Origin of the sequence: Aminobacter ciceronei (genome assembly GCF_014138625.1) — a bacterium.
Lineage (GTDB): Bacteria > Pseudomonadota > Alphaproteobacteria > Rhizobiales > Rhizobiaceae > Aminobacter > Aminobacter ciceronei.
Genome location: NZ_JACJHY010000023.1, coordinates 59,670 through 84,274, shown reverse-complemented (window position 1 = coordinate 84,274; position 24,605 = coordinate 59,670). Strand labels below are relative to the sequence as shown.

Annotated in this window: 21 protein-coding genes; 12 read left to right on the top strand and 9 right to left on the bottom strand. The window is 64.1% G+C overall.

Features of this window, described 5'->3' with window-relative positions; all coding sequences use genetic code 11:
• The first annotated feature begins 102 nt into the window (after window positions 1–102).
• Both HNQ95_RS22080 and HNQ95_RS22075 read left to right on the top strand, forming a co-directional pair.
• Window positions 103–1,341 (top strand): putative DNA modification/repair radical SAM protein, encoded by a 1,239-nt coding sequence (locus HNQ95_RS22080; protein ID WP_182575208.1) that lies wholly within the window; start codon window positions 103–105, stop codon window positions 1,339–1,341.
• Entirely contained in the window at window positions 1,338–2,789 is a 1,452-nt protein-coding gene (locus tag HNQ95_RS22075) for a UdgX family uracil-DNA binding protein (protein ID WP_182575209.1), read from the top strand. Before HNQ95_RS22080 ends, HNQ95_RS22075 begins: the two co-directional genes overlap by 4 nt.
• A gap of 43 nt (window positions 2,790–2,832) precedes the next feature.
• On the opposite strand, the gene HNQ95_RS22070 is transcribed toward HNQ95_RS22075, so the two are convergent.
• The 4 genes from HNQ95_RS22070 to HNQ95_RS22055 form a co-directional block, all read right to left on the bottom strand.
• A complete protein-coding gene (locus tag HNQ95_RS22070; protein ID WP_182575210.1) occupies window positions 2,833–4,098 on the bottom strand; it encodes a glycerate kinase type-2 family protein in 1,266 nt (421 codons plus the stop codon).
• Between the two features lie 18 nt (window positions 4,099–4,116).
• Window positions 4,117–4,623 carry a heme-degrading domain-containing protein gene (locus tag HNQ95_RS22065; RefSeq protein ID WP_067958063.1) on the bottom strand — a complete coding sequence of 169 codons (507 nt, stop codon included), beginning with the start codon at window positions 4,621–4,623 and terminating at the stop codon, window positions 4,117–4,119.
• A gap of 57 nt (window positions 4,624–4,680) precedes the next feature.
• On the bottom strand, window positions 4,681–5,997 hold the full coding sequence (gene guaD, locus HNQ95_RS22060; RefSeq protein WP_182575211.1) for a guanine deaminase: 1,317 nt from the start codon (window positions 5,995–5,997) through the stop codon (window positions 4,681–4,683).
• A gap of 110 nt (window positions 5,998–6,107) precedes the next feature.
• Window positions 6,108–7,328: a urate hydroxylase PuuD gene (locus HNQ95_RS22055; protein WP_067958057.1), complete on the bottom strand. Its 1,221-nt coding sequence runs from the start codon at window positions 7,326–7,328 to the stop codon at window positions 6,108–6,110.
• A 147-nt stretch (window positions 7,329–7,475) separates the two neighbouring features.
• Here HNQ95_RS22055 and HNQ95_RS22050 point away from each other — a divergent pair, with 147 nt between their 5' ends.
• Entirely contained in the window at window positions 7,476–8,396 is a 921-nt protein-coding gene (locus HNQ95_RS22050) for a LysR family transcriptional regulator (RefSeq protein ID WP_067958054.1), read from the top strand.
• A gap of 27 nt (window positions 8,397–8,423) precedes the next feature.
• Here the strand turns inward: HNQ95_RS22050 and HNQ95_RS22045 are convergent, their stop codons facing one another.
• Window positions 8,424–9,749 carry a serine hydrolase domain-containing protein gene (locus HNQ95_RS22045; RefSeq protein WP_246719262.1) on the bottom strand — a complete coding sequence of 442 codons (1,326 nt, stop codon included), beginning with the start codon at window positions 9,747–9,749 and terminating at the stop codon, window positions 8,424–8,426.
• Between the two features lie 126 nt (window positions 9,750–9,875).
• Here HNQ95_RS22045 and HNQ95_RS22040 point away from each other — a divergent pair, with 126 nt between their 5' ends.
• Together HNQ95_RS22040 and dps are read left to right on the top strand one after the other, a co-directional pair.
• A complete protein-coding gene (locus HNQ95_RS22040) occupies window positions 9,876–10,391 on the top strand; it encodes a winged helix-turn-helix transcriptional regulator (protein ID WP_067958048.1) in 516 nt (171 codons plus the stop codon).
• A 107-nt stretch (window positions 10,392–10,498) separates the two neighbouring features.
• A complete protein-coding gene (dps, locus tag HNQ95_RS22035; protein ID WP_312870959.1) occupies window positions 10,499–10,987 on the top strand; it encodes a DNA starvation/stationary phase protection protein Dps in 489 nt (162 codons plus the stop codon).
• A 27-nt stretch (window positions 10,988–11,014) separates the two neighbouring features.
• Here dps and xdhC read toward each other — a convergent pair whose 3' ends face one another.
• Genes xdhC through uraH form a run of 4 tightly spaced genes read right to left on the bottom strand, consistent with a single transcriptional unit; the run spans window position 11,015 to window position 16,114 of the window.
• Entirely contained in the window at window positions 11,015–11,905 is an 891-nt protein-coding gene (gene xdhC, locus HNQ95_RS22030) for a xanthine dehydrogenase accessory protein XdhC (protein ID WP_067958042.1), read from the bottom strand.
• Window positions 11,902–14,262 (bottom strand): xanthine dehydrogenase molybdopterin binding subunit, encoded by a 2,361-nt coding sequence (gene xdhB / locus HNQ95_RS22025; protein ID WP_182575214.1) that lies wholly within the window; start codon window positions 14,260–14,262, stop codon window positions 11,902–11,904. Before xdhB ends, xdhC begins: the two co-directional genes overlap by 4 nt.
• A gap of 1 nt (window position 14,263) precedes the next feature.
• Window positions 14,264–15,745 (bottom strand): xanthine dehydrogenase small subunit, encoded by a 1,482-nt coding sequence (gene xdhA, locus HNQ95_RS22020; protein ID WP_067958035.1) that lies wholly within the window; start codon window positions 15,743–15,745, stop codon window positions 14,264–14,266.
• 3 nt (window positions 15,746–15,748) lie between these two features.
• Window positions 15,749–16,114 (bottom strand): hydroxyisourate hydrolase, encoded by a 366-nt coding sequence (uraH, locus tag HNQ95_RS22015; protein ID WP_067958031.1) that lies wholly within the window; start codon window positions 16,112–16,114, stop codon window positions 15,749–15,751.
• A gap of 180 nt (window positions 16,115–16,294) precedes the next feature.
• Here uraH and puuE point away from each other — a divergent pair, with 180 nt between their 5' ends.
• The 7 genes from puuE (at window position 16,295) to HNQ95_RS21980 (ending at window position 24,605) form a co-directional block, all read left to right on the top strand.
• Complete coding sequence (gene puuE, locus HNQ95_RS22010) at window positions 16,295–17,728, top strand: allantoinase PuuE (protein ID WP_067958028.1); 1,434 nt, start codon at window positions 16,295–16,297, stop codon at window positions 17,726–17,728.
• Window positions 17,729–17,745: 17 nt separating this feature from the next.
• Window positions 17,746–18,591, top strand: a complete 846-nt coding sequence (locus HNQ95_RS22005; RefSeq protein ID WP_067958025.1) for a bifunctional allantoicase/(S)-ureidoglycine aminohydrolase — start codon at window positions 17,746–17,748, stop codon at window positions 18,589–18,591.
• Window positions 18,592–18,614: 23 nt separating this feature from the next.
• Window positions 18,615–19,115 carry an ureidoglycolate lyase gene (locus tag HNQ95_RS22000; protein ID WP_067966167.1) on the top strand — a complete coding sequence of 167 codons (501 nt, stop codon included), beginning with the start codon at window positions 18,615–18,617 and terminating at the stop codon, window positions 19,113–19,115.
• A 3-nt stretch (window positions 19,116–19,118) separates the two neighbouring features.
• Window positions 19,119–19,712, top strand: a complete 594-nt coding sequence (locus HNQ95_RS21995; protein WP_067958024.1) for a nucleoside deaminase — start codon at window positions 19,119–19,121, stop codon at window positions 19,710–19,712.
• Window positions 19,713–19,903: 191 nt separating this feature from the next.
• Entirely contained in the window at window positions 19,904–21,904 is a 2,001-nt protein-coding gene (locus tag HNQ95_RS21990) for a CocE/NonD family hydrolase (protein WP_182575215.1), read from the top strand.
• Between the two features lie 142 nt (window positions 21,905–22,046).
• Window positions 22,047–23,630, top strand: a complete 1,584-nt coding sequence (locus tag HNQ95_RS21985) for an ABC transporter substrate-binding protein (RefSeq protein WP_067958019.1) — start codon at window positions 22,047–22,049, stop codon at window positions 23,628–23,630.
• A gap of 15 nt (window positions 23,631–23,645) precedes the next feature.
• A complete protein-coding gene (locus tag HNQ95_RS21980) occupies window positions 23,646–24,605 on the top strand; it encodes an ABC transporter permease (RefSeq protein ID WP_067958016.1) in 960 nt (319 codons plus the stop codon).

Below are 24,605 nucleotides of genomic sequence, written 5' to 3'. Positions count from 1 at the left end.
ATGGCGGTTGATCCGCCATCCACTCCAGACGCGTCGTTCACAATTTGCCGCATCACAGCGAACCCTCTGGCCTTGGCAGCAAAAAGAACATAGCATGAACAAATGGCAGTTCTTTCGACCCGCGAGAAACTCGCGATCCTTTCCGACGCCGCGAAGTATGACGCTTCCTGCGCCTCGTCAGGCGCCGGCGGGCGCGACTCGCTCAAGTCTGGCGGCATCGGCTCGACCGAGGGCATGGGCATCTGCCACTCCTACGCCCCCGACGGCCGCTGCATCTCGCTGCTCAAGATCCTGCTGACCAATTTCTGCATCTACGACTGCAGCTACTGCATCAACCGTTCGTCCTCCAATGTCCGCCGCGCCCGCTTCACGGTCGACGAAGTGGTGCGGCTGACCATGGATTTTTACAAGCGCAATTACATCGAGGGATTGTTCCTCTCGTCAGGCGTCATTCGCTCGCCCGACGAGACCATGACGGAGATGGTGGAGGTGGCGCGGCGGCTGAGGCTCGACGAGAAATTCGCAGGCTACATCCATCTCAAGACCATCCCCGAGGCGTCTGCCGAGCTGATCGAGAAGGCAGGCCTCTATGCCGATCGCCTGTCGATAAATGTCGAACTGCCGACCGATGAGGGCGTGAAGCGGCTGGCGCCGGAAAAACGGCCGGAGACGATCCGCGTCTCGATGGCAAAGCTGCGTTCGAAGATCGAGGAGAAGGCGGAACCGACGCTGAGGACGAAGACTCGCGAGCGTTTTGCACCGGGCGGGCAGTCGACGCAGATGATCGTCGGCGCCGACGCCACTTCAGATGCCCGCATCCTCAAGACCAGCGCCCGGCTCTATGGCAGCTACCAGTTGCGCCGCGTCTACTATTCCGCCTTCAGCCCGATCCCCGACGCCTCCTCTGCCCTGCCCCTGAGGAAGCCGCCGCTGATGCGCGAACACCGGCTCTACCAGGCAGATTGGCTGATGCGCTTCTACGGCTTTGAACAGGGCGAGATCCTCGACGGCACGCCTGACGGCATGCTCGAACTGGAGATCGACCCCAAGCTCGCCTGGGCGCTGCGCAACCGCGCCTCCTTTCCCCTCGACGTCAACCGCGCCGACAAGGAGAGGCTGCTGCGCATCCCGGGCCTCGGCACGCGCGCAGTGGAGCGTATCCTGGAGACCCGCCGCTTCAAGCGGTTGCGGCTCGATGACGTTGGCCGTCTTTGCCAATCCATCACCAAGGTCCGCCCGTTCATCGTCGCCGACGGCTGGTCGCCGGGCGCCGCCACCGACGCTGCACGGCTGCGCGAGGCGATTGCGCCGAAGCCGCGGCAACTCGAGCTGTTCCGATGACCGGCCAACCCGCCTTCCCACTGGCCGCCTACGCCGTGCATCTCGCCGGCCCGACCGACTTCGACGGCTGGCGCGATGCGGCACGCAGGCTGAGCACCAACGAGGTGAAGCCCGAGGACATCGAATGGCATGTCGGCGGCGAAGGGGACGAGCTGCCGGCGCCGACCCCGGGCGTCGAACTCAGGGTCTCCCGAGATTTCATCGAGCGCGCGGCCATCGTCACCTGCCATTCCGACAGCGAACGTTTCGCACTGCTCTATCGGCTGCTGTGGCGGCAGCGCAGCGAGCCTCATTTGCTCCGCATCGCCTCCGACCCCGACGTGCGCCGCTTCGAGGCGATGGAAAAGTCGGTCAGGCGCGACGAGCACAAGATGCATGCCTTCGTCCGTTTCCGGAAGATCGGCGACGGTGACGAAGAGCGCTTCGTCGCCTGGTTCGAGCCTGACCACTTCATCCTCGAATTGGCAGCACCGTTCTTCGTGCGTCGCTTTACCGGCATGCACTGGGCGATCCTGACGCCACACGGCTCGGCTGAATGGGACCGCGAAAGACTGGCGCTAGGCCCCGGCGCTTCGAAGGATGATGCGCCCGCCGCCGACCAGTCGGAGGAGATGTGGCGGACCTATTTCGCCAGCATCTTCAATCCCGCCCGCCTCAAGGTGAAGGCGATGCAGGCGGAGATGCCCAAGAAGTATTGGCGGAACCTTCCCGAGGCGTCGCTCATTCCGGAGCTGATATCAGGCGCCGACGCGGCTGCCCGGGAAATGATCGCGAGGATGCCGACGATGCCCGCAGCGCATCACCAGGCGATACAAGCCAGACACTGGCCGGCTTTGGAGCCGTCGCCGGAGACAGAGGCGCATTCGATCGACGCTCTGCGCCAGCAAGCAAGCCAGTGCCGGCGCTGTCCGCTGTGGAGCGAGGCGACGCAGACGGTGTTCGGCGAGGGTTCTGACAATGCCGAACTGGTGTTTGTCGGCGAGCAGCCCGGTGACCAGGAGGACCTGCAGGGCCGGCCATTCGTCGGCCCGGCCGGCAAGATCTTCGACGCGGTGCTCGGCGAAGCCGGCATCGAGCGGACGGCAGTCTACGTCACCAATGCCGTCAAGCACTTCAAGTTCGAACCGCGCGGCAAGCGTCGCATCCACAGCAAGCCCAATGCCGGCGAGGTGCAGGCTTGCCGCTGGTGGCTGGCGCAGGAGTTGACGCTGCTAAAGCCGAAGCTGATGGTGGCGCTCGGCGCGACCGCGGCCCAGTCGCTGCTGGAGGCGCCAGTGGCGATCACCAAACAGCGCGGGCAGACCATCAAACGCGACGACGGCCTCGCCGTTTTCCTGACGATCCACCCGTCCTACATCCTGCGCATCCGCGACCCGCAGGAGGCGGCAGCCGAGCGCGCCCGCTTCGTCGCCGACATCAGGACGGTGCGCGAGATGATGGCAGGCTAACGCAAGGCCAGACCCGTCCCACCCGGCAAAAGGCGTATGCCAGCTACCGGATCAGGATCGCCCTGAGGTCGTTGACGTTGGTGCCGGTCGGCCCGGGGACGAAAAGATCGCCCACCGAGTTGAACGCCGTCCAGGCATTGTTGCCGGCCAGCATCGCCTTGGCGTCGACGCTGACAGCATGCATGCGCGAAACAGTGGAGCCGTCGGCAAAGGCGCCGGCATTGTCCTCGGAACCGTCGATGCCGTCGGTATCGGCGGCCAGCGCGTCGATGCCCTGGAGGCCGTCGATGCCGATGGCGAAGGCAAGCAGGAACTCGCTGTTGCGGCCGCCCTTGCCCTTGGCCCTAAGGGTCACCGTGGTCTCGCCGCCGGACAGGATCAGCACCGGCTTGTTGAACGGCCGGTTGCGGGTCGCGACTTCGCGGGCGATGGCCGCATGCACGCCACCGACCTCGCGTGCCTCGCCCTCGATGGCGTCGGAGAGGATAACGGTCTCAACGCCCTGCATGCGCGCGGCTTCGGCGGCAGCGTCGAGCGACACGGCGGCAGAGGCGATGACATGCACCTCGTTGCGGGCGAAGCGCGGGTCGGTCGGCTGCGGCGCGTCGGCGGCAGCCGAGTTGATGTGGGCCATGACATTGGCGGGCAGCGCGATGCGGTAGGTTTCGATCAGGCGCAGCGCATCGGCGCGCGACGCCTCATCAGGCACCGTCGGACCCGAGGCTACCAAAGCCGGATTGTCGCCGGGAATGTCGGACACGACAAGCGAGACGACGCGGGCGGGATGCGCCGCTGCAGCCAGCCGGCCGCCCTTGATGCCCGAAATGTGCTTGCGAATGGTGTTCATCGCCGAGATCGGCGCGCCGGAAGCGAGCAGCGCCTCATTGACGGCGATCTCATCGGCAAGGGTCAGGTTCCCCGCCGGCGACGGCAGCAGCGCCGAGCCGCCGCCCGAGATCAAAGCGACGACGAGGTCGTCCTCGGTCAGGCCGGAGATCGTCTGGAGCAGAAGCTTCGCCGCTTCGAGGCCGTTGGCGTCGGGCACCGGGTGCGAGGCCTCGACAATCCTGATGCGCTCGCAAGGGGCGGCAAAGCCGTAGCGGGTGACCACCACGCCCTCCAGCGGTCCGTCCCAGGCTTTTTCGAAAGCGGCCGCCATCTGGGCCGAGCCCTTGCCGGCGCCAATGACAATCGTCCGTCCCTTGGGCTTTGCCGGCAGGTGGCGGCGGATGGTGAGCTCGGGATCGGCGGCCGCCACGGCGGCTTCGAAAACGCTGGTCAGCAACTGCTTCGGGTCGGTCATGGCCATCGGGACGTTCAAACTCTTTCAGCTGTTCGCAACGGGGGGCAAGGCGAGTTCGCGGCTGGGAATGCCGAGATGCTCGGCGACCGCCGCCACCACCACCTCGTGGTCCTGGCGCTCCGGCAGTCCTGAAACGGCAATGGCACCAATGACACCGACGCCCTTGACCTTGATCGGGAAGCCGCCGCCGGCCAGCACATAGTCTTCGATGGGCAAGGCCTCGCCGATCGGGAAGGTACGGTCCTCGCGGGCCTTGGTCAGCACCATGCGGTAGCTGCTGCGGTGGAAAACCTTGACAACATTGATCTTGCGCCGCGCCCATTCGGTGTTGCCACACGTCGAGCCCGGCAGGGCGCAGTAAAACAAGGTCCGGTCCCAAAGCCTGATGTCGACCACGATCGGCAGCTTTTCGGCAACGGCGCGGGCGCGGATGGCCGAGCCGATATCGAAGGCAACCGCCTCGTCGAAGCGCTCAAAGACCAGTCGGTCCTCCTGCTCGGCGATCTTTTTCAGGTCCTCGGCTGCTGCCATCGTCCGTTCCTCCGTCAGACACGGCTCACATGGCAGACGCGAGGCAATGACGCAAGGTCAGGCAGCCTGATCCATCGTCGTCTTGGCGGCTTTGCCTGCGACATAAACTTCCACCACGGCGCGGTCGTCGCCGAGCGTCTGCAGCAGGAACAGCTCCTCGGCCAGCGTGCCGCAGCGCTCCATCCTGAGCCGCATGCCAGGCGTGGCGCGGGCGTTAAGCACCACGAGGTCGGCGTCGGTGCCGACGTCGAGCGTGCCGACCTTGTCTGCTATCGACAGCGCCTCGGCATTGCCGCGCGTCAGTTGCCAGTAGGAAGCCAGCGGGTTCAGCTTCTCGCCGTTGAGCGCAATGACCTTGTAGGCCTCGTCCATGGTGCGCAGCATCGAATAGTTGGTGCCGCCGCCGACGTCGGTGGCGGTGGCGATCCGGAGCGGCCTGTCACGCTTGCGGTAGCGCTGGTAGTCGAACAGGCCCGAGCCAAGGAACAGGTTGGAGGTCGGGCAGAACACGGCGATCGAGCCATGCTCGGAGATCGCGTCGGATTCACGCTCGCCGAGATGGATGCAGTGGCCGAGCAGCGTGCGTTTGCCGAGCAGGCCGTAGTGTTCGTAGACGTCGGTATAGTCGCGCGACCAGGGGTAGAGCTCCTGGGTGAAGGCGATCTCGGCGTGGTTTTCCGACAGATGCGTCTGGATGTGCAGGTCGGGATGCTCGCGCGCCAGTTGGCCGGCCATCTCCATCTGCTCGGGGGTCGATGTGATGGCGAAGCGCGGCGTAATGGCATAGTGCTGGCGGCCCTTGCCGTGCCATTCCTTGATCAATGCCTTGGTATCGTCATAGCTCGCCTGCGGCGTATCGAGCAGACCGTCGGGGGCATTGCGGTCCATCATCACCTTGCCGGCGATGTTGAGCATGTTGCGCTCATGCGATTCGGCGAAGAACGCCTCGGCCGACTGCTTGTGCACCGAGCAATAGGCGGCAACGGTCGTCGTGCCGTGGCGCACCATCTCGTCGAGGAACAGGCGCGCGATGCGGCGGCCATGCTGGGTGTCGATGAAGCGCGTTTCCTCGGGGAAAGTGTACTTGTTCAGCCATTCCAGCAGCTCGGCGCCATAGGACGCAATGATCTGCATCTGCGGGATATGGACATGCCCATCGATGAAGCCGGGCAGGATCAGATGCGGGCGATGGTCGACGACCTTGGCGTCACCGGCCTGGGCCGCGATCTCCGAATAGGCGCCGACGGCCGCGATCTTGCCGTCGCGCATCAGCACCGCACCATCTTCCTCATAGGCATAGGACGCATGGTCGTCTGCGCTATCGGGCCAGCGCAGGAAGGACAAGGTACGGCCGCGAAGGAGTGTGGTGGTCATGATCGAACTCTACAGGCTTTCTGGCGTGGCCACATCGCGGCCCGTTTTGCCGCGCGTCAAGGTGAGCGCGACGAGCGCGCCTCGAACTTTCAATCCGTAGGTCGCAGGCGCTACTTGCGCGCCTGTTCATACCAGGCGACCAGCAACGCCCGCTCCTCGGGTGTGATCTGGGTCACGTTGGCCGGCGGCATGGCATGGCTGCGGCCAGCCTGCAGGTAAATCTCACGCGCATGCAAGGCGATTGCGTTGTCGGTCTCCAGCACCACGCCCTTCGGCGCATGGTAGACGCCTTCGTAGGACGGCTCGTTGGCGTGGCACATGGCGCAGCGGCCGAGAACCGTGTCACGAACCTTGGGGAACTGGGCTGCGGCAATATAGGGCTCGGTGAGGACGGAGGCGTTCTTGTCCTCGCCGGTCAATACCTTGGGCACGGTCGACAGCCACATGATGACGACGAACAACAGGGCAGCGGCGAGCCAGGTCCAGTGCGGGTTGCCTTCACGCTTGTGCACCGTGTTGAAGTAGTGGCGGATCAAGACGCCGATGATGAAGATGAGCGCGGCGATGATCCAGTTGAACTCGGTACCGAAGGCCAGCGGGTAGTGGTTCGACAGCATCAGGAACACGACCGGCAGGGTCAGGTAGTTGTTGTGCGTCGAGCGCGTCTTGGCGATCTTGCCGTATTTCGGGTCGGGCTTGCGGCCGGCGATGAGGTCGGCGACGACGATCTTCTGGTTCGGGATGATGGTGATGAAGACGTTGGCCGACATGATCGTCGCCGTAAAGGCGCCGAGATGCAGGAAGGCGGCGCGGCCGGTGAACAGCTGTGTATAGCCCCAGCTCATGAACACCACGATGACGTAGAGAACGATCATCAAAAGCGTGTCGTGGTCACCGAGTTTCGACTTGCAGAGCTGGTCGTAGATCACCCAGCCGAGGCCGATCGAGGCAAGCGAAATGGCGATGGCGACAGGCGCCGATACGTCGAGCACGTTGCGGTCGATCAGGAACAGCTCGGCGCCGCCGTAATAGACCAGGCAGAGCAGCGTGAAGCCCGACAGCCAGGTGGCGTAGGATTCCCACTTGAACCAGGTCAGGTGCTCCGGCATCTGGGCCGGCGCCACCAGGTATTTCTGGATGTGGTAGAAGCCGCCGCCATGAACCTGCCATTCCTCGCCATGGGCGCCGACCGGCAGGCCGTCATGCTTGCGCAGCCCGAGATCGAGCGCGATGAAGTAGAACGACGAGCCGATCCAGGCCATGGCGGTGATGACATGCAGCCACCGCACGGCGAAGCTCGCCCAGTCCATGAAAAACGCCAAGTCGTACATCCGCCGTCCCTTTTTCGCAGCGTGCCGATCTTACGATGCCCGATGCATTGGGGAAGTGAAAGGATTCGCGATGACTTTCAAAAAAATCTGGAAAATACTAGCGTAGCGCTGCACGGCACAAGCCGGCTATGGAACCATCGGTCTCGCATGGCATATCTCGACAATATCGCGGTCTTCGTTCGCGTCGTGGAACTCGGCAATCTCTCCGCCGCGGGCCGCGACATGCGCATATCGCCGGCGGTCGCCTCCAATCGCATCAAGGAGCTGGAGAAGCACCTCGGCGTGCGCCTGTTCAACCGCACGACGCGCCAGTTGATGCCGACCGAGCACGGCAACGTGTTCTATTCCGGCGCCAAGCAGGTGCTGGAAGCGATCACCGAGGCCGAAGCCGCCGTCTCGGCGCTTTCCGGCCAGCCGCGCGGCACCATCCGCGTCACCGCCCCGCTCGGTCTGGGCCGTCGGCTTGTCGCCTCGGGCATTCCCGAATTCCACGACAAGTATCCCGACATCGAGGTCAGGCTCAGGCTTTCGGACCACAATGTCGATATCCTCAAGGAAGGTCTCGACGTTGCCTTCCGGCTCGGCGTGATCGAGGATTCCAGCCTCAGGATGCGCGGCATCATGGAATGCGAGCGGGTGCTGGTCGCAGCACCCAAATATCTGGAAAAGCGCGGCGAACCGGAAAGCGCCAATGAGCTGATAGGCAAGAAGCATGACTGCCTGATGCTGCGTTATCCCGGCTCACGCGAATATTTCTGGACGTTGGAGACGCCCAACGGGCCGACCAAGTTCGAGGTCCACGGCCCGTTCGATTCCGACGACGGCGACGTGCTGACCGGCTGGGCGCTGGCCGGGCGTGGCATCATCAACAAGCCGCGCTTCGAGGTAGAGCCCTTCATCCGCGACCAGCGGCTGAAGATCATCCTGCCGCAGACGCCGCCGACGCCGGTGCAGTTTGCCGCCGTCTATCCGCACAAGAAGCTGCAGGACCCGAAGGTCCGGCTGCTGCTCGACTTCATGGCGGAGCGCTGCCACAAGCTGATCAAGGATATCCTTGCTGGCAAGTGAAGCGGGCGAAGACGTTAGGCCGGCACCTCATCCCTCGATCGCCTGGTAGGCCGAGGTCCAGAAGTCGACATAGTGCTTGGGCGCCTCGGGCGAGTCCATCAGCTTCTGGGACAGCAGGATGCCGGCAAAGTCATTGGCCGGGTCGGCATAGGCAGAGGTGCCATAGCCGCCGTCCCAGCCGAACCTTCCCGGCGTCGTAAAGAGATTGTCGCGCTTGAGCGCGACCGACATGCCGAGCCCCCAGCCGGAATTGCCGTTGAAGAATATCGCAGCGCTCGCCTTCTGCTCGTCGGTGAGCTGGTCTGACGTCATCAGCTCGACCGAGGCGCGCGACAGGATGCGCTGGCTGCCAAGCTTGCCCTTGCCGAGCATCATGCGTTGGAAGGCGAGATAGTCGTCAGCCGTAGAGACAAGCCCGCCGCCACCGGATTCGAAAATGGCCGGCCTGGCGAACAGCCCGCCCTTGGCCTCGTCATAGACGCCGAGCTTGCCGCTCTGGAAATCCCTGGAATAGGCGGTAGCAAGCCTGTCGACCTTCTCGGCCGGCACATGGAAGCCGGTGTCCTTCATGCCGAGCGGGCCGAAGATGCGCTCCTGCATGAAGGCGGACAGCGGCTGACCAGCCGCGCGCGCAACAAGCACGCCGGCCACATCGAGGCCGGTGTGGTAGAGCCAACCCTTACCCGGCTGATGCGCGAGCGGTAGGGAACCGACGGCCTTCATGAAGGCATCGGGCGAGCCGCGGTACAGGTCGGCACTTGGCGCGATGCCGGCTTCGGCCATCGCATGCTGCACCGGATAGGCGAAGGGATAGACCATGATCGCGCCGACGCCGAAGCGCAGGGTGAGCAGGTCGCGCAGCGTGATCGGCCGGCTGGCCGGAACGGTGTCGGTGAGCTGGCCGTCGATGGCGTTGAGCACCTTGCGGTGGGCAAGCTCGGGCAGCCATTTGTCGACAGGGTCGTCGAGACGCAGCCTGGATTCCTCGACCAGGATCATCGCCGCGACTGCGGTGACCGGCTTGGTGAGCGAGGCGATGCGGAAGATGCTGTCGCGCCGCATCGGCGCAGTATCGCCGAGCGCCAGCGCCCCCGCTGCCTCGACATGGATCTCCCCGCCCCGGCTGACCGCCCAGACGAGACCAGGCACATCGCCGCTTTCGACGTGGCCGGCCATGACCTTGCGCATCCGCTCGAGGCGGTCGGTTGCGAACTTGCCTGTCATTATCGTCGTGCTCCCTGATCCTGTTGTCGTCGCGCTTGCCGCGGCTGACTGTTCCTGCTGCGCCGATGCCGGCGCGGGCAGCAGCAGAGCGGAAAGGGCTGCGCCCTTCATCATCGTGCGGCGGTCCATTCCTGAAATGCCGTTCATGTCTTCCTCGCTGGCCGAAAGAGATCCAAACTGATTGCATTTACTAACTGGTTGCAAAATAGGCAGACTGATTTTATATTGCAACTGGTTTTTTTGGAGGCGCTTTGCATGAACCAACAGCATCGGTCGGGCTGTCCGATCAACCTCACCCTCGAGGTGGTCGGCGACAAATGGAGCCTCATCGTTCTGCGTGACATGATGTTCGGCAATCGCCGGCACTTTCGCGAGTTGCTGACGCAGTCTGAGGAAGGCATCGCCTCCAACATACTCGCCGACCGGCTGCGTCGGCTGCTCGACGACGGGCTGATCAGCAAGGCCGACGATCCCAGCCACAAGCAGAAGGCGATCTACTCCCTGACCGAGATGGCGATAGAGTTGCTGCCGGTCTTCGCCCAGATCGCCGCCTGGGGCCGCAAATGGCTGCCGGTCAGCGAAGAGCTCAGCATCCGCGCCGAACTGCTGGAAAAGGGTGGGCCTGAGATGTGGGAGCGCTTCATGGAGGAGCTGCGCACCGACCATCTCGGCGAGCCGCTGTCGGAGGCAGCGCAAAAAAGGCTTCCCGTGCGCCTGGAACTGCAGGCGGCCTATCTCGAAGTCGTCGCCCGTAACGCCGGATCAGCTTGATTTTCCACTGGGCCAGCCCGGAACCGAACTGTCATATGGCTGTTGTAGCCTGCGTGAGCCGCCTGCCAGCCGCCGGGCGGCGCGACCAGCCATCAAGGAGCAGGCACGTGATTTCCCATCCGACGCGCAACGATCTCAAATCCAACGCCAAGAAGGTTTCGATCGAGCTTCTCAACGCCCGGCTCGCCGATGCGATCGACCTGGCGCTGATCACCAAGCAGGCGCACTGGAACGTCAAGGGGCCGCACTTCATCGCCATCCACGAGATGCTGGACGGCTTCCGCAAGGATTTGGACGAACACGTCGACACCATCGCCGAACGCGTCGCCCAGCTCGGCGGTGCCGCCCTAGGCACCTCGCAGGTCGTCGTCGAGGCCAGCAAGCTGAAGCCCTATCCGACCGACATCTCCAAGACCAAGGATCATATCGCAGCTCTGATCGACCGCTATGCCGACGCCGCGAAAAGCGTGCGCACGGCCATCGACGAGACTGGAGAGGCCGGCGACGCCGATACCGCCGATATCTTCACTGCCTATTCGCGCACACTCGACAAGTCGCTGTGGGTCCTCGAAGCCCACATCCAGGAAAGCGAATAGCCGCCAGCCTCGTTGCCGCCACGCCGGTCAGTTCGCCCTGACAAGCGCGGTCATGATCTCGGCTGCGGCGAGCGCCGCAATGACGGCGGGACGCTTGTCTTTCACCGCGTCACCGCCGATCGGACAGATCAGCCCCGCGAACTGTTCGTCGCTGCCACCTGCGGTCTTGAGAAACCAGCTCCTGAACGTCGCCTTCTTGGTCTTGGAGCCGATCATGCCGACATAACAGGTGTCATCGCGCTTCAATGCCTCGGCGACGATCAGGAAGTCGAGCGCGTGGTCGTGGGTCAGAACGACGAAGGCCGAGCCTGAGGGGGCTTCGCGAACCATCTCTTCCGGCATCGGCGTCAGCCGCGTGACGACATTGTCGGGCATGCCTTCGAGCGCGTCGGCGCGGGTCTCGACGACGACGACGTTGAGCGGCAGGAGCGCGAAGGCCGATGCCAATGCCTGCCCGACATGGCCGCCGCCGAAGACATAGACATGCGGACGTCCCGCGTCGGATGCCTCGGCGCCGGCCAGCAGATCGGCGCGCATCGCTTCGTCGACGTTCCTGACGGCAACCTCGACGCGGCCGCCGCAGCACTGGCCGATCTCCGGCCCGAGTGGAATGTCGAGCGTAAGGCTGTCTTTGGTTTCACTGGTATGGTCGAGATAGCGCGCCGGGACGGGATCGCCGGTGACGTGCTCCATGACCGTGCTGCGCTTGGACGAACCGGCCAGCATGGCACGCGCGGTATCGATCGCCATGAATTCCAGCTGACCGCCGCCGATGGTGCCGAAGATGCGCTGCGGCGACACCAGCATCCACGCGCCTTTTTCGCGCGGGGTCGAGCCCCTGGCCTCGGCCACCTCGACCAGTGCCACCGAAGGCGCTGCGTCAAGGAAGGCCCGGAGGCTCTTGGCGGTCGCGGTCACTTGGCCTGGGCCGCCTCGGCCCGGAGGCGTTCGATCGCCATCAGCACGCGCTCGGGCGTCGCCGGAGCGTCGAGGCGCGGACAGATCTTGTGGTCGGCGACACTTGCCACCGCATCCGACAGCGCATGCAGCACTGCCATGCCATGCGGCAGCGGCGGCTCGCCGACGGCCTTCGAACGATGGATCGTCGGCTCATAAGCCTCGGACCAGTCCGTCAGCGCGACTTTGAAGACTTTGGGCCGGTCGGAAGCGAGCGGGATCTTGTAGGTCGACGGCGCATGCGTGCGCAGCCGACCCTTGCCATCCCACCACAACTCTTCGGTGGTCAACCAGCCCATGCCCTGGATGAAGCCGCCCTCGACCTGGCCGATATCGATGGCCCGGTTCAACGAACGACCGGTGTCATGCAGGATGTCGGCGCGCTCGACAACATATTCGCCGGTCAAAACGTCGACCGATACCTCGGCGCAGGCCGCGCCATAGGCGTAGTAGTAGAAGGCATGGCCCCTGCCCTTGCTGCGGTCCCAATGGATCTTCGGCGTCTTGTAGTGGCCGGCGGCCGACAGCTGGATGCGGTTGAGATAGGCCTGCTTGACCAGGTCGTTGAAGGCAATCTCCTGATTGCCGACGCGCACGCGGTTGGGCAGGAACACCACCTGGTCGGCCGGCACCTGGTATTTCTCGGCGGCGAAGTCGGTCAGCCGCTTGCGGATCTGCCGCGCCGCATCCTGGGCCGCCATGCCGTTGAGGTCCGCGCCCGACGATGCTGCCGTGGGTGCGGTGTTGGGCACCTTGGCCGTGGTGGTCGCGGTGATCTTCACCCGGTCGAGGTCGATCTGGAACTCTTCCGCCACCACCTGCGCCACCTTGAGATGCAGGCCCTGCCCCATCTCGGTACCGCCATGGTTCATGTGCACCGAGCCGTCGGAATAGACATGCACCAGGGCACCAGCCTGGTTTGACTCGGTCTTGGTAAACGAGATGCCGAACTTGACCGGCGTCATCGCCAGGCCGCGCTTGACGAAGCGGCTGTTGGCGTTGAACGCCGCGATTTCGCGGCGGCGGCGGGCATATTGCGCGCTGTCCTCGAGCTCGGCGACGATGCGCTGGATGATGCAGTCCTCGACCTTCTGGTGGTAGGGCGTGAGGTTGCGCTCGCCCGGCGTGCCCATCGGATCGTAGAAATTCAGCTTGCGGATTTCGAGCGAGTCCTTGCCGACGGCAAAGGCGACCTCGTCGATGACGCGCTCGGCACCGACCATGCCCTGCGGGCCGCCGAAGCCGCGAAACGCCGTATTCGACACCGTATTGGTGTAGAGCGGCGCCGACTTGGCATGCACGTTGGGGTAGAAATAGGCGTTGTCGCAGTGAAACAGCGCACGGTCGCCCACCGGACCCGACAGATCGGCCGAGAAGCCGGCATTGAGCGCGAACATGTAGTCGACGCCGAGGATGCGGCCCTCATCGTCGAAGCCGACCTCGTAGTCGATGGCGAAGTCGTGGCGTTTGCCGGTGGCGGTCATGTCCTCGTCACGGTCGAGACGGACCTTGACGGCGCGCTTGTGCTTCTTGGCGGCGATCGCGGCGATCGCAGCACACTGGTTGGCCTGGGTTTCCTTGCCGCCGAAGCCGCCGCCCATGCGCCGCACTTCCACCTGGACTGCATGGCTCGGAACGCCGAGCACATGGGAAACGAGATGCTGGGTCTCGCTCGGTCCCTGCGTCGAGCAATAGACAGTTACCTCGTCGTCCTCGCCGGGCACGGCGAGCGAGACCTGACCTTCGAGATAGAAATGGTCCTGGCCGCCGAGCTTCATCCGCCCCTTCACCCGGCGCGGAGCAGCGGCTATCGCCGCTGCTGCGTCGCCGCGATTGAGCGTCAGCGGCGTCGTCACCTGCTTGTCGTTCTCGGGGTCGAGGTCCCAGATACCAAGGATCGCCGGCAACTCTTCATACTCGATCTTGGCAAGGCGCGCCGCCTGGCGGGCTTGCTCGCGGGTCGTGGCGACGACGGCGAAGATCGGCTGGCCATGGAACTGGACTTTGCCCTCGGCCAGGACCGGGTCGTCATGCATGCCACTCGGCGACACGTCGTTCTCGCCGGGCACGTCGGCATAGGTCAGCACGTCAACGACACCGGGGGCCGCGCGAACAGCCGCGAGGTCGACCGACTTCAGCGTGCCATGGGCGACATTGGACAGGCCGAGGCCGACATGAAGCGTGCCTGCCGGTTCCGGCATGTCGTCGATGTAGATCGCCTCGCCGGCGACGTGCTTGTGGGCGGAGTCGTGGCGCTGGTCGGTGTGGACGCCGCCGGAGATCTTGGCGGCCTTGAGGTTCGGTTGATGCTGGGTCATGTCACGCAGCCTCGTATCTCGACACCGTCAACGGCGCCTTGGTGTCTGTCGTCTCCATGTAGAAACGCAACAGCAGGTTCCTCGCCGCCAGCGCGCGGTATTCGGCGGTGGCGCGCATGTCGGTCAGCGGCGTGAAGTCCTCGGCGTATTTGGCCATAGCTGCCTCCACCGTTGCTTCGGTCCAGGGCTGGCCGACCAGGGCCGCTTCGACCGCGCTGGCGCGCTTCGGGGTCGCCGCCATGCCGCCATAGGCGATGCGGGCTTCGGCGACGGTGCCATCCTTGGCAAGGCTCAGCCAGAAGGCGCCGAGTGTTGCGGTGATGTCCTCGTCCCGGCGCTTGGTGATCTTGTGGACGGCGAAATGGACGCCCTTCGACGGCACCGGCACATGCACGGCCTCGACGAACTCGCCCGGCGCGCGGTCCTGCTTGCCATAGGCGATGAAGAAGTCCTGCAGCGAAATCGTCCGCCGTGTCTTGCCCTTGCGCAGCGTGAGCGTCGCGCCCAACGCGATCAAGGGCGGCGGCGTGTCGCCGATCGGCGAGCCATTGGCGATGTTGCCGCCAATGGTGCCCATGTTGCGCACCTGCTCGCCGCCGATGCGGTCGATCAGCGGGCCAAGCGCCGGAATGTGCTTCGACAGCGTCTCGAAGGCTTCGGTATAGGTGACGCCGGCGCCGATCGTGATGACGCCCCTGTCATGTGACAGGCCCTGCAGGCCCTCGATGTTGGCGATGAAGACGACGGGCGCGATCTTGCGCATATGCTTGGTGACCCAGAGGCCGACATCGGTCGAGCCGGCGACCACGGTCGCTGTCGGCTCTGCTTCGAGCACGGCGGCGAGATCGTCGACAGTTGCCGGGATGACGAAGCGGTCCTTGCCTTCCCCGACCTCGACGCGTACGCCGTCACGGAAGGCTTCGAGCCGTGCGGTGATCGCCTTGCGCTCGACCAGCAGCGGATCCTTGGCGACCTTGCCATAGTCGGAAATGGCGCGTGCTGCGCGCATGATCGCCTCGTAGCCGGTGCAGCGGCAGAGATTGCCCTGCAGCGACTTCTCGATCTCGGCGTCGGAAGGCTCCGGCGATTTCATCCACAGGCCATAGAGCGACATGACGAAGCCAGGCGTGCAGAACCCGCATTGCGAGCCGTGGAAATCGACCATCGCCTGCTGAACGGGGTGCAGCCGGTCGCCGCCGCCGGCGAGATGTTCGACAGTCACGACATGGCAGCCGTCGAGCGAGCCCATGAAGCGAATGCAGGCATTGACGCTTTCATAGGTGAGCTTGCCGCCGGAGAGCCGGCCGACCAGCACCGTGCAGGCGCCGCAGTCGCCTTCGGCGCAGCCCTCCTTGGTGCCGCGCAGCGAACGCTGCAGGCGGAGATAGTCGAGCAGTGTAGCGTCTGGAGCGACGTCGGAAAGCTTGATGTCCTCGCCATTGAGGATGAAGCGGATGTGATTGCGTGTCTTGACCATCGTCATGGCTCAACTGCCCCGATAGGTGGAATAGCCGAAGGGGGAAATCAGCAGCGGCACATGATAATGCGTCGGCTCGGCCATGCCAAAGCGGATCGGCACGATGTCGAGGAAAGCCGGCTTCGGCAGCTCGGTGCCCAGGCCACGGAGATAATCGCCGGCAGCGAAGATCAACTCGTACTCCCCGGCCCGGAACTCGTCGCCGGCCAGAAGCGGCGCATCGCAGCGTCCGTCGGAATTGGTCGCGACCGTCTTCAGCAGCGTGCGTGCGTCGCCGTCGATCCGGAACAGCGAAACCACCAGGCCTTCGGCAGGCTTTCCGGTCGCAGTATCAAGGACATGGGTTGTGAGGCGTCCGCCTTCGGCCTTTGTCATTCGCTCTCCCTATTGGCGCTGAACGCCATCGTCATGGATTTTGCGCCATTTAAGGCCATTGCATAAGGTGCGGTCGAGCAGAGCACTACAAAAAGACTTTCAAAATTTTTCGAGGGAATGTCTGACGCACCTTTCGTTATTCTGCTCAAGTGCCCGGCAAGAATCCGGTTTTGAGGGAACATGCGTTACGTAAGAGATATGCGCGGCTACGGCGCAAACCCACCCCACCCGCAATGGCCTGGCGACGCGAATGTTTGCGTGCAGTTCGTGGTCAACTACGAAGAGGGCGGCGAAAACAACATCCTGCATGGCGACGCCGCTTCGGAAGCGTTCCTGTCTGAGGTGGTCGGCGCGGCACAATGGCCGGGCAAGCGCCACTGGAACATGGAATCGATCTACGAATACGGTGCCCGCGCCGGCTTCTGGCGGCTCCACCGCATATTCACCGAAGCCAATGTTCCTGTCACCGTCTATGGCGTGGCGACAGCCCTTGCACGTTCGCCCGACCATGTCGCGGCGATGCAGGATGCCGACTGGGAAATTGCCTCTCACGGCCTGCGCTGGATCGACTACCGCGATCATGCGGAAGCCGACGAACGCGCCGACCTGATCGAAGCTATACGCCTGCACACCGAAGTGGTCGGCGAACGCCCCAAGGGCCTCTATCTCGGCCGCACCTCGGTCTATTCGGTGCGGCTCGCCGCTGCCGAAGGCGGCTTCGAGTGGATTTCCGACACCTATGACGACGAGCTGCCCTACTGGCTCGACCATGACGGCCACGGCAACGCGATTTCACCGCAACTGGTCATCCCCTACACGCTCGACGCCAACGACATGCGTTTTGCCACAGCCCAAGGCTTCAATTCGGGCGACCAGTTCTACGCCTATCTCAAGGACAGCTTCGACACGCTCTATCGCGAGGGTGCCGCTGGCCGACCGCGCATGATGAGTATCGGTCTGCACTGCCGCCTCGTCGGCCGCCCCGGCCGCGCCGAGGCGCTGCGCCGTTTCATCGAATATGTACAGGGTCACGACAAGGTCTGGCTGGCCCGCCGCCAGGACATCGCCCAGCACTGGCGCGACACCCACCCCTACCAGCCACAGGCGCTGCGTCCCTCGCGCATGGGCCGCGATGAGTTCGTCCAGCGCTTCGGCTCGATCTTCGAGCATTCGCCCTGGATCGCCGAGCGCGCTTTCGAATTCGAGCTCGGTCCGGCGCACGACAGCGCCGGCGGCCTGCACAACGCACTCTCCCGCGCCTTCCGCTCGGCGAGTGAGTCGGAGCGGCTCGGTGTTTTGACCGCCCACCCCGACCTTGCCGGCAAGTTGGCCCAGGCCAAGCGCCTGACCGAGGAGTCGACGAAGGAGCAGGCCTCCGCCGGTCTCGACGCGCTGACCGACGCCGAGCGCGCCCGCTTCACCGAGCTCAACACCACCTATGTCGAGAAGTTCGGCTTCCCCTTCATCATCGCCGTGCGCGACAATGACAAGGCAAGCATCCTCAAGGCATTCGAGACCCGCATCGCCAACAACCGCGACCAGGAATTCCTGACTGCCTGCAAGCAGGTGGAACGTATCGCCTGGTATCGACTTCACGACCTCCTTCCCCGCTGAGACCCCCGTCAGAAACCATGACAAAACGCTCCTACTACGCGCCGAAAGGCGGCCTGCCTCCCCAGACGGATCTGATCACCGATCGCGCCGTCTTCACCGAAGCCTATGCAGTGATCCCGAAGCGCGAGTTTTCGGACATCGTCACCAGCTTCCTGCCGCACTGGGACAAGGCGCGCGCGTGGGTGATCGCCCGCCCGCTGTCGGGCTTCGCCGAGACCTTCTCGCAATACATCATGGAAGTGCAGCCTGGTGGCGGCAGCGATAGGCCGGAGCCGGACGCGGGCGCCGAGGGCGTGTTCTTCGTCGTCGAAGGCGAAGTGACGGTCACGATTGCGGGCAAGAGCCATGTGCTGACGCCGGGCGGCTATGCCTATTTGCCGCCGGCGAGCGAGTGGACGATGCGTAACACCGGTTCGGAAACCACGCGGTTCCACTGGATCCGCAAAGCCTATGAGTATGTCGACGGCCTCGACACGCCCGATCCACTGTTCCTCAACGAAAACGACATCGCGCCCAACCCGATGCCCGACACCAACGGCGCCTGGGCGACCACACGCTTCGTCGACCCCAACGACCTGCGCCACGACATGCATGTCACTGTGGTCACCTTCGAGCCGGGCGGCATCATTCCCTTCCCCGAAACCCATGTCATGGAGCACGGCCTCTACGTGCTCGAGGGCAAGGCGGTCTACCGGCTGAACAACGACTGGGTCGAGGTCGAGGCCGGCGACTTCATGTGGCTGCGCGCCTTCTGTCCGCAAGCCTGTTATGCCGGTGGCCCTGGCAAGTTCCGCTACCTGCTCTACAAGGACGTCAACCGCCACATGCAGCTCGGCGCCTTTAACGCCACGCGCCGCCGCTAAGGACCAAAGCCATGTCGGGTGAGATGAAGCGGATCGTCGCCAAGCCGCTGACGCGGGAGAACTTCGCCGAGTTCGGCGAGGTGATCGACACCAACTGCGACACACACTACCCGATCAATTCAGGCAAATGCGAGCGCTACCATGCGCTCGCCCGCGCCGAGGCCGCCGGTCCGGACGGCCACGTCATCATCAACATCTTCAAGGGAACGCCCTACGCATTTCCCTTGAAGCTTTCCATGGTCGAGCGCCACCCGTTCGGCAGCCAGGCGTTCATCCCGCTCACCCCGCGCCCCTACCTCGTCGTCGTCTGCCACGACGTCGGCGACGGCCCGGGTGAGCCGCACGCCTTCATCACCGCACCCGGCCAGGGCGTCAACTATCCCAGCAATCTCTGGCACGGCGTGCTGACGCCGATCGGTGAAAGCCAGGACTTCGTCGTCGTCGACCGCGGCGGCACGGGCCCCAATCTCGAAGAGTTCCATTTCTCACACCCTTACGAAATCACCCTTCCGGAAGGCTTCTGACACATGGCCGAACTCTCCCTCATCGAACGCCTCTTCGACGTCATCGAATACGACATCGTGCCCAAGACCGCCGAAGGCGTGACGAAGGGCAACAAGCTGTTCGGCGCGGCACTGCTTGCCAAGGACGATCGCTCGCTCATCCTCGCCGAGACCAACAACGAACTCGAGAATCCCCTCTGGCATGGCGAGATGCATTGCCTGAAGCGCTTCTACGAGATGCCCAAGGCAACCCGCCCCGAGACCAAGGATCTGATCTTCCTGTCGACCCACGAACCCTGCTCGCTGTGCCTGTCGGCCATCACCTGGGCAGGCTTCGACAATTTCTACTATCTCTTCAGCCACGAGGATTCGCGCGACAGCTTCGCCATCCCGCATGACCTCAAGATCCTGAAAGAGGTCTTCACCCTGGAACCAGGCGGCTACAACGCCGAAAACGCCTACTGGAAGAGCTTTTCGCTGCGCAAGCTGGTGCGCGAGCTACCCGAGGCCGACCGCAAGCGGCTGGAGGAGCGCGTCGCAACAATCTCCAAGCGCTACGACGAGATGTCGGAGACCTACCAGGAGAGCAAGGCCGACAACGACATCCCGCTGAACTGACGCGGACAGGCCAGAGACATCCGCTCTCTGGCTCATGCAACACCCCTTGCGTTTGGCACCCTGCCGAGTGCATGACCCCGAAAATCGAGGTCGATTTTCGGCCAAGGATCATGCACAGACTTAAGCGCTACAGCGTTCCTTTGCGCGTCGCAGAACGCGCAGCGCCGTAGCGACGTCGCAGGGAGCCAAGCATGAAGACCATCACCGAATTTCCGCGCGACATCGTCGAGTTTCCCGACATGGGCATCGTCATGCCCGACGGTGTCAGGCTGTCGGCGCGGCTGTGGATGCCGGCCGATGCCGACCAGGACCCGGTGCCCGCCATCCTCGAGCACCTGCCCTACCGCAAGCGCGACGGCACGACGACGCGTGATTGCCTGACCCATCCCTATTTCGCCGGCCACGGCTATGCCTCGATCCGCGTCGACATGCGCGGCAACGGCGATTCCGAAGGCTTGATGGACGACGAATACTCCGACCAGGAGTGGCAGGACGCCTGCGACGTCATCGCCTGGGCAGCAAGCCAGCCCTGGTGCAACGGCAAGGTCGGGATGATGGGCATCTCCTGGGGCGGCTTCAACGGCCTGCAGGTGGCGGCCCTCCAGCCCAAGGCGCTGAAGGCGATCATCACGCTGTGCTCGACCGACGATCGCTACGCCGACGACATCCACTACAAGGGCGGCCTGCTGTTGAACGAGAACATGGGCTGGGGCGCAACCATGCTGTCCTACTCCTCCAGGCCGCCGGATCCGGCGCTGGTCGGTGAAAAGTGGCGCGATATGTGGCTAGACCGGCTGGAGCATGAGCCCTTCCTGCCCGCACACTGGCTGAACCACCAACGTCGCGACGCCTACTGGAAGCGCGGCTCGGTCAACGAGGACTACTCGGCCATCAAGGCCGCCGTGCTCGCCATCGGCGGCTGGGGCGACTCCTACAAGAACACCGTCTCGCGCCTGGTCAGCAACCTCAAGGCGCCGGTCAAGGGCATCGCCGGGCCATGGGTGCACAAATATCCGCATTTCGCCGTGCCGAAGCCGGCCATCGGCTTCCTGCAAGAGGCTTTGCGCTGGTGGGACCACTGGTTGAAGGGCAGGGAGACCGGCGTCGAAGACGATCCGGCGATGCGGCTCTACCTCATGGAGTCCGAGCCACCGCGCGAGTGGTATCTGGAGCGCCAGGGCCGCTGGATCGCCGAGCGGCAATGGCCTTCGCCAGAGATCGCGACCAGGACCCTGGCGCTCGGCACCAACGGCATGTTGGCCGAGGGCGTCGAGCTGGAGGCGCCGGTGTCGATCAACTCGCCGCAGGATTGCGGCATGGATGGTGGCGAATACTGCGCCATCTGGCTCGGGCCGGAACTGCCGGGAGACCAGCGCGCCGACGACGCCAAGTCGGCCTGCTTCGACGGTGCCGCACTCGAGGCACCGCTCGACATCGTCGGCAGCCCGGTCATCCGGCTGAAGCTAGCCGCCGACCGCCGGCGTGCGATGGTGGCGGTGCGCCTGTGCGACGTCCAGCCCGACGGTGCCTCGACGCGTGTCACCTATGGCGTGCTCAACCTCTGCCAGCGCAACAGCCATGAGTTCCCCGAGGACGTGGTGTCAGGCGAGACGATGGAGATCGCATTCAAGCTCGACGACATCGCCTACCGCGTCGCTGCAGGTAACCGGCTGCGCGTCTCCATATCCTCGACCTACTGGCCGCTGGTCTGGCCATCGCCGGAAGAGGTGACGCTGACGATCCACGGTGGCGCGATCGAGCTGCCGGTGCGGGCCTCGGGCAAAGGCGACGAATGGACGTTCCAGGAACCGGAGGGCGCCACCCCCTGGCAGATCGAAACACTGCGCGAGGACAGCCACCTCCGCAAGGTCGAACGCGCGGACGGCAAGGTCACTCTTCGCATCGTCGACGACTTCGGCGAGACCCGCGATCTCGACCATGGACTGGCGGTCGGTGAGGTCGCCCGCGAGTCCTGGAGCATCGATCCTGCCGACCCTCTCGCGGCCCATGGCGAGACCCATTGGACCCAGACGCTGAAACGCGACAATTGGTCGGTCAGGACCGAAACCTTCACCACCATGCGTTCGGACGGTGAGAATTTCCATCTCACCGGCCGCATCGAGGCCTATGAAGGCGAGATTCTGGTTTTCGAGCGCAATTTCAGCGAGATCGTCGCTCGCGACCACATCTGACGTTCAGAACGACTGTTCCGAATGCGACATGGCGAATGCGCCACTCGATGTCGCATTCGGCCTTGCCGATGCCCTTACGTTACGGTCAATATTGCCACCAGAAGTCGAGCAATAACGACCGCCAGAGTGAGGAGCCTTTCCAATGTCAAATGAACTGGAATATCTGAGCCGCCGAGTCGCTGCGGGCAAATTGAACCGTCGCGATTTCCTGGGCCGCGCCGCGGCCTTGGGCGTCACGGCAACCTTCGCCAACTCGTTGCTGGCCAGCGCCGCCAAGGCCGAAGGTCCTGTGAAAGGCGGCATCCTGCGCGCCGGCATGCAGGGTGGTGCGGCCACCGACAGCCTCGACCCGGCATCCTGGTCGAGCCAGGTGCCTTATTTCTTCGGCCGCCAGTGGGGCGAGCAGCTGGTGCAGATCTCGCCCGAGGGCGAGCCCAAGCCGGCGCTGGCCGAGGAATGGGGCGCGTCCGACGACGCCAAGACCTGGACCTTCAAGATCCGCAAGGGCGTGCAGTTCCACAACGGCCAGGAGATGACGCCGGCTGACGTCGTGGCCACCATCGAACGCCACTCCGACGAGAAGGCGAAGTCCGGCGCGCTCGGCCTGATGGGCGGTATCGCCTCGGTCAAGGCCGACGGCCAGAACGTCATCTTCGAACTGAAGGACGCCAACGCCGACCTGCCCTTCCTGCTCGACGACTACCATTTGATGATCCAGCCCAATGGCGGCAAGGACAAGCCCGACGCCGGCATCGGCACCGGCCCCTACAAGATCACCGTCAACGAGGCCGGCGTGCGCCTCGGCGGCGAGAAGTTCGCCAACTACTGGCGCGACGACCGCGGCTTTGCCGACCAGATCGAGATCATCGTCATCAACGATGCCACGGCTCGCACCTCTGCATTGCAGGGTGGCCAGGTCGACATCATCAACCGCGTCGAGCCGAAGATCGTCGAGCTGATCAAGCGCGTACCGGGCGTTGTCATCCGCAATGTCGCCGGCCGTGGCCACTACGTCTTCATCGCTCATTGCAACACCGCGCCCTTCGACAACAACGACCTCCGGCTGGCGCTGAAATACGCGCTCGACCGCGAGGAGATGCTGCAGAAGATCCTGATGGGCTACGGCTCGGTCGGCAACGACACGCCGATCAACAAGGCCTATCCGCTGTTCACCGAAATGGAGCAGCGCAAGTTCGATCCCGACAAGGCCGCCTTCCACTACAAGAAGTCGGGCCATTCCGGCTCGGTGCTGCTGCGCACCTCCGACGTCGCCTTCCCAGGTGCTGTCGACGCCGCCCAACTCTACCAGCAGAGCGCCGCCAAGGCCGGCATCACGCTCGAGGTCAAGCGCGAGCCCGGCGACGGCTACTGGTCGGAAGTCTGGAACAAGCAGCCCTTCTCGGCCTCCTACTGGGGCGGACGCCCGACGCAGGATCAGATGTACTCGACCGCCTATTATTCGAAGGCCGAGTGGAACGACACGCGCTTCCAGCGCGAGGACTTCGACAAGATGCTGTTTGCCGCGCGTTCGGAACTCGATCCGGAGAAGCGCAAGAAGATCTATGCCGACATGGGCCAGATCGTGCGCGACGAAGGCGGCGTCATCACGCCGATGTTCAACGACTTCATCGACGCCACCAGCGCCAAAGTCGGCGGCTGGGTCGATGACGGCAACCAGGAGATGATGGGCGGCTACGCACTGTCCAAGTGCTGGCTCAACGCCTGATAGGGCATTGAGCGCATGTCCAATCCGATCCTGAAACTGATCGCCCAGCGCATTGCGCTGGGCCTTCTCTTGCTTCTGGCCGTTTCGGTCCTGATCTTCGCCGGCACCCAGATCCTGCCCGGCGACGTCGCCCAATCCATTCTCGGCCAGTCGGCCACACCGCAGGCGCTCGCCAATCTGCGCGAGGAACTCGGCCTCAACGCGCCCGCCTATGTCAGGTATTTCCGCTGGCTCGGCGGCGTCTTGACCGGAGACCTCGGCACCGCCCTCTCGAGCCGGCAGGACATTGCCACCGCCATTGGCGGCCGGCTGTGGAATACGCTGTTCCTCGCCTTCTGGGCGGCGATCGTGTCGATCCCGCTGGCCATCATCCTCGGCCTGCTTGCCGTGCGCTACCGCAACGGCTGGATCGACAAGACCATTTCCGGCCTGGCGCTGGCCTCGACCTCGTTGCCGGAGTTTTTCGTCGGCTACCTGCTCGTCTACTTCTTCGCCGTGAAGTGGCAGATCTTCCCCGGCATCTCCACCGTCTATGACGGCATGCCGTTCCTTGAGCGCATGAAGGCCATCGCCCTGCCGGCGACCGCACTCACGCTGGTGGTGCTCGCCCACATGATGCGCATGACGCGGGCGGCTATCCTCAACGTCATGCAGTCGGCTTATATCGAGACCGCCGAGCTCAAGGGCCTGTCGCCCTTCGAGATCATCCGCAAGCACGCCTTCCCCAATGCGATTGCGCCGGTCATCAACGTCGTGATGCTCAACCTCGCCTTCCTCATCGTCGGCGTCGTCGTCATCGAGGTGATCTTCGTCTATCCCGGCATGGGGCAATACCTGGTCGACCATGTCGCCAAGCGCGACGTGCCGGTGGTGCAGGCAGTCGGGCTGATCTTCGCTGCCGTCTATATCGGCCTCAACATCATCGCCGACATTGCCGCCATCGTGGCCAATCCGCGCCTCAGGCATCCGAAGTGA

Excerpts from the sequence above, each read along its gene's own strand:
- HNQ95_RS22080 (WP_182575208.1), top strand. The coding sequence starts at position 103 with ATGGCAGTTCTTTCGACCCGCGAGAAACTCGCGATCCTTTCCGACGCC.
- HNQ95_RS22075 (WP_182575209.1), top strand. The coding sequence starts at position 1,338 with ATGACCGGCCAACCCGCCTTCCCACTGGCCGCCTACGCCGTGCATCTC.
- HNQ95_RS22070 (WP_182575210.1), bottom strand. The coding sequence starts at position 4,098 with ATGGCCATGACCGACCCGAAGCAGTTGCTGACCAGCGTTTTCGAAGCC.
- HNQ95_RS22065 (WP_067958063.1), bottom strand. The coding sequence starts at position 4,623 with ATGGCAGCAGCCGAGGACCTGAAAAAGATCGCCGAGCAGGAGGACCGA.
- guaD (WP_182575211.1), bottom strand. The coding sequence starts at position 5,997 with ATGACCACCACACTCCTTCGCGGCCGTACCTTGTCCTTCCTGCGCTGG.
- HNQ95_RS22055 (WP_067958057.1), bottom strand. The coding sequence starts at position 7,328 with ATGTACGACTTGGCGTTTTTCATGGACTGGGCGAGCTTCGCCGTGCGG.
- HNQ95_RS22050 (WP_067958054.1), top strand. The coding sequence starts at position 7,476 with ATGGCATATCTCGACAATATCGCGGTCTTCGTTCGCGTCGTGGAACTC.
- HNQ95_RS22045 (WP_246719262.1), bottom strand. The coding sequence starts at position 9,749 with ATGGACCGCCGCACGATGATGAAGGGCGCAGCCCTTTCCGCTCTGCTG.
- HNQ95_RS22040 (WP_067958048.1), top strand. The coding sequence starts at position 9,876 with ATGAACCAACAGCATCGGTCGGGCTGTCCGATCAACCTCACCCTCGAG.
- xdhB (WP_182575214.1), bottom strand. The coding sequence starts at position 14,262 with ATGACCCAGCATCAACCGAACCTCAAGGCCGCCAAGATCTCCGGCGGC.
- xdhA (WP_067958035.1), bottom strand. The coding sequence starts at position 15,745 with ATGACGATGGTCAAGACACGCAATCACATCCGCTTCATCCTCAATGGC.
- uraH (WP_067958031.1), bottom strand. The coding sequence starts at position 16,114 with ATGACAAAGGCCGAAGGCGGACGCCTCACAACCCATGTCCTTGATACT.
- puuE (WP_067958028.1), top strand. The coding sequence starts at position 16,295 with ATGCGTTACGTAAGAGATATGCGCGGCTACGGCGCAAACCCACCCCAC.
- HNQ95_RS22005 (WP_067958025.1), top strand. The coding sequence starts at position 17,746 with ATGACAAAACGCTCCTACTACGCGCCGAAAGGCGGCCTGCCTCCCCAG.
- HNQ95_RS22000 (WP_067966167.1), top strand. The coding sequence starts at position 18,615 with ATGAAGCGGATCGTCGCCAAGCCGCTGACGCGGGAGAACTTCGCCGAG.
- HNQ95_RS21995 (WP_067958024.1), top strand. The coding sequence starts at position 19,119 with ATGGCCGAACTCTCCCTCATCGAACGCCTCTTCGACGTCATCGAATAC.
- HNQ95_RS21990 (WP_182575215.1), top strand. The coding sequence starts at position 19,904 with ATGAAGACCATCACCGAATTTCCGCGCGACATCGTCGAGTTTCCCGAC.
- HNQ95_RS21985 (WP_067958019.1), top strand. The coding sequence starts at position 22,047 with ATGTCAAATGAACTGGAATATCTGAGCCGCCGAGTCGCTGCGGGCAAA.
- HNQ95_RS21980 (WP_067958016.1), top strand. The coding sequence starts at position 23,646 with ATGTCCAATCCGATCCTGAAACTGATCGCCCAGCGCATTGCGCTGGGC.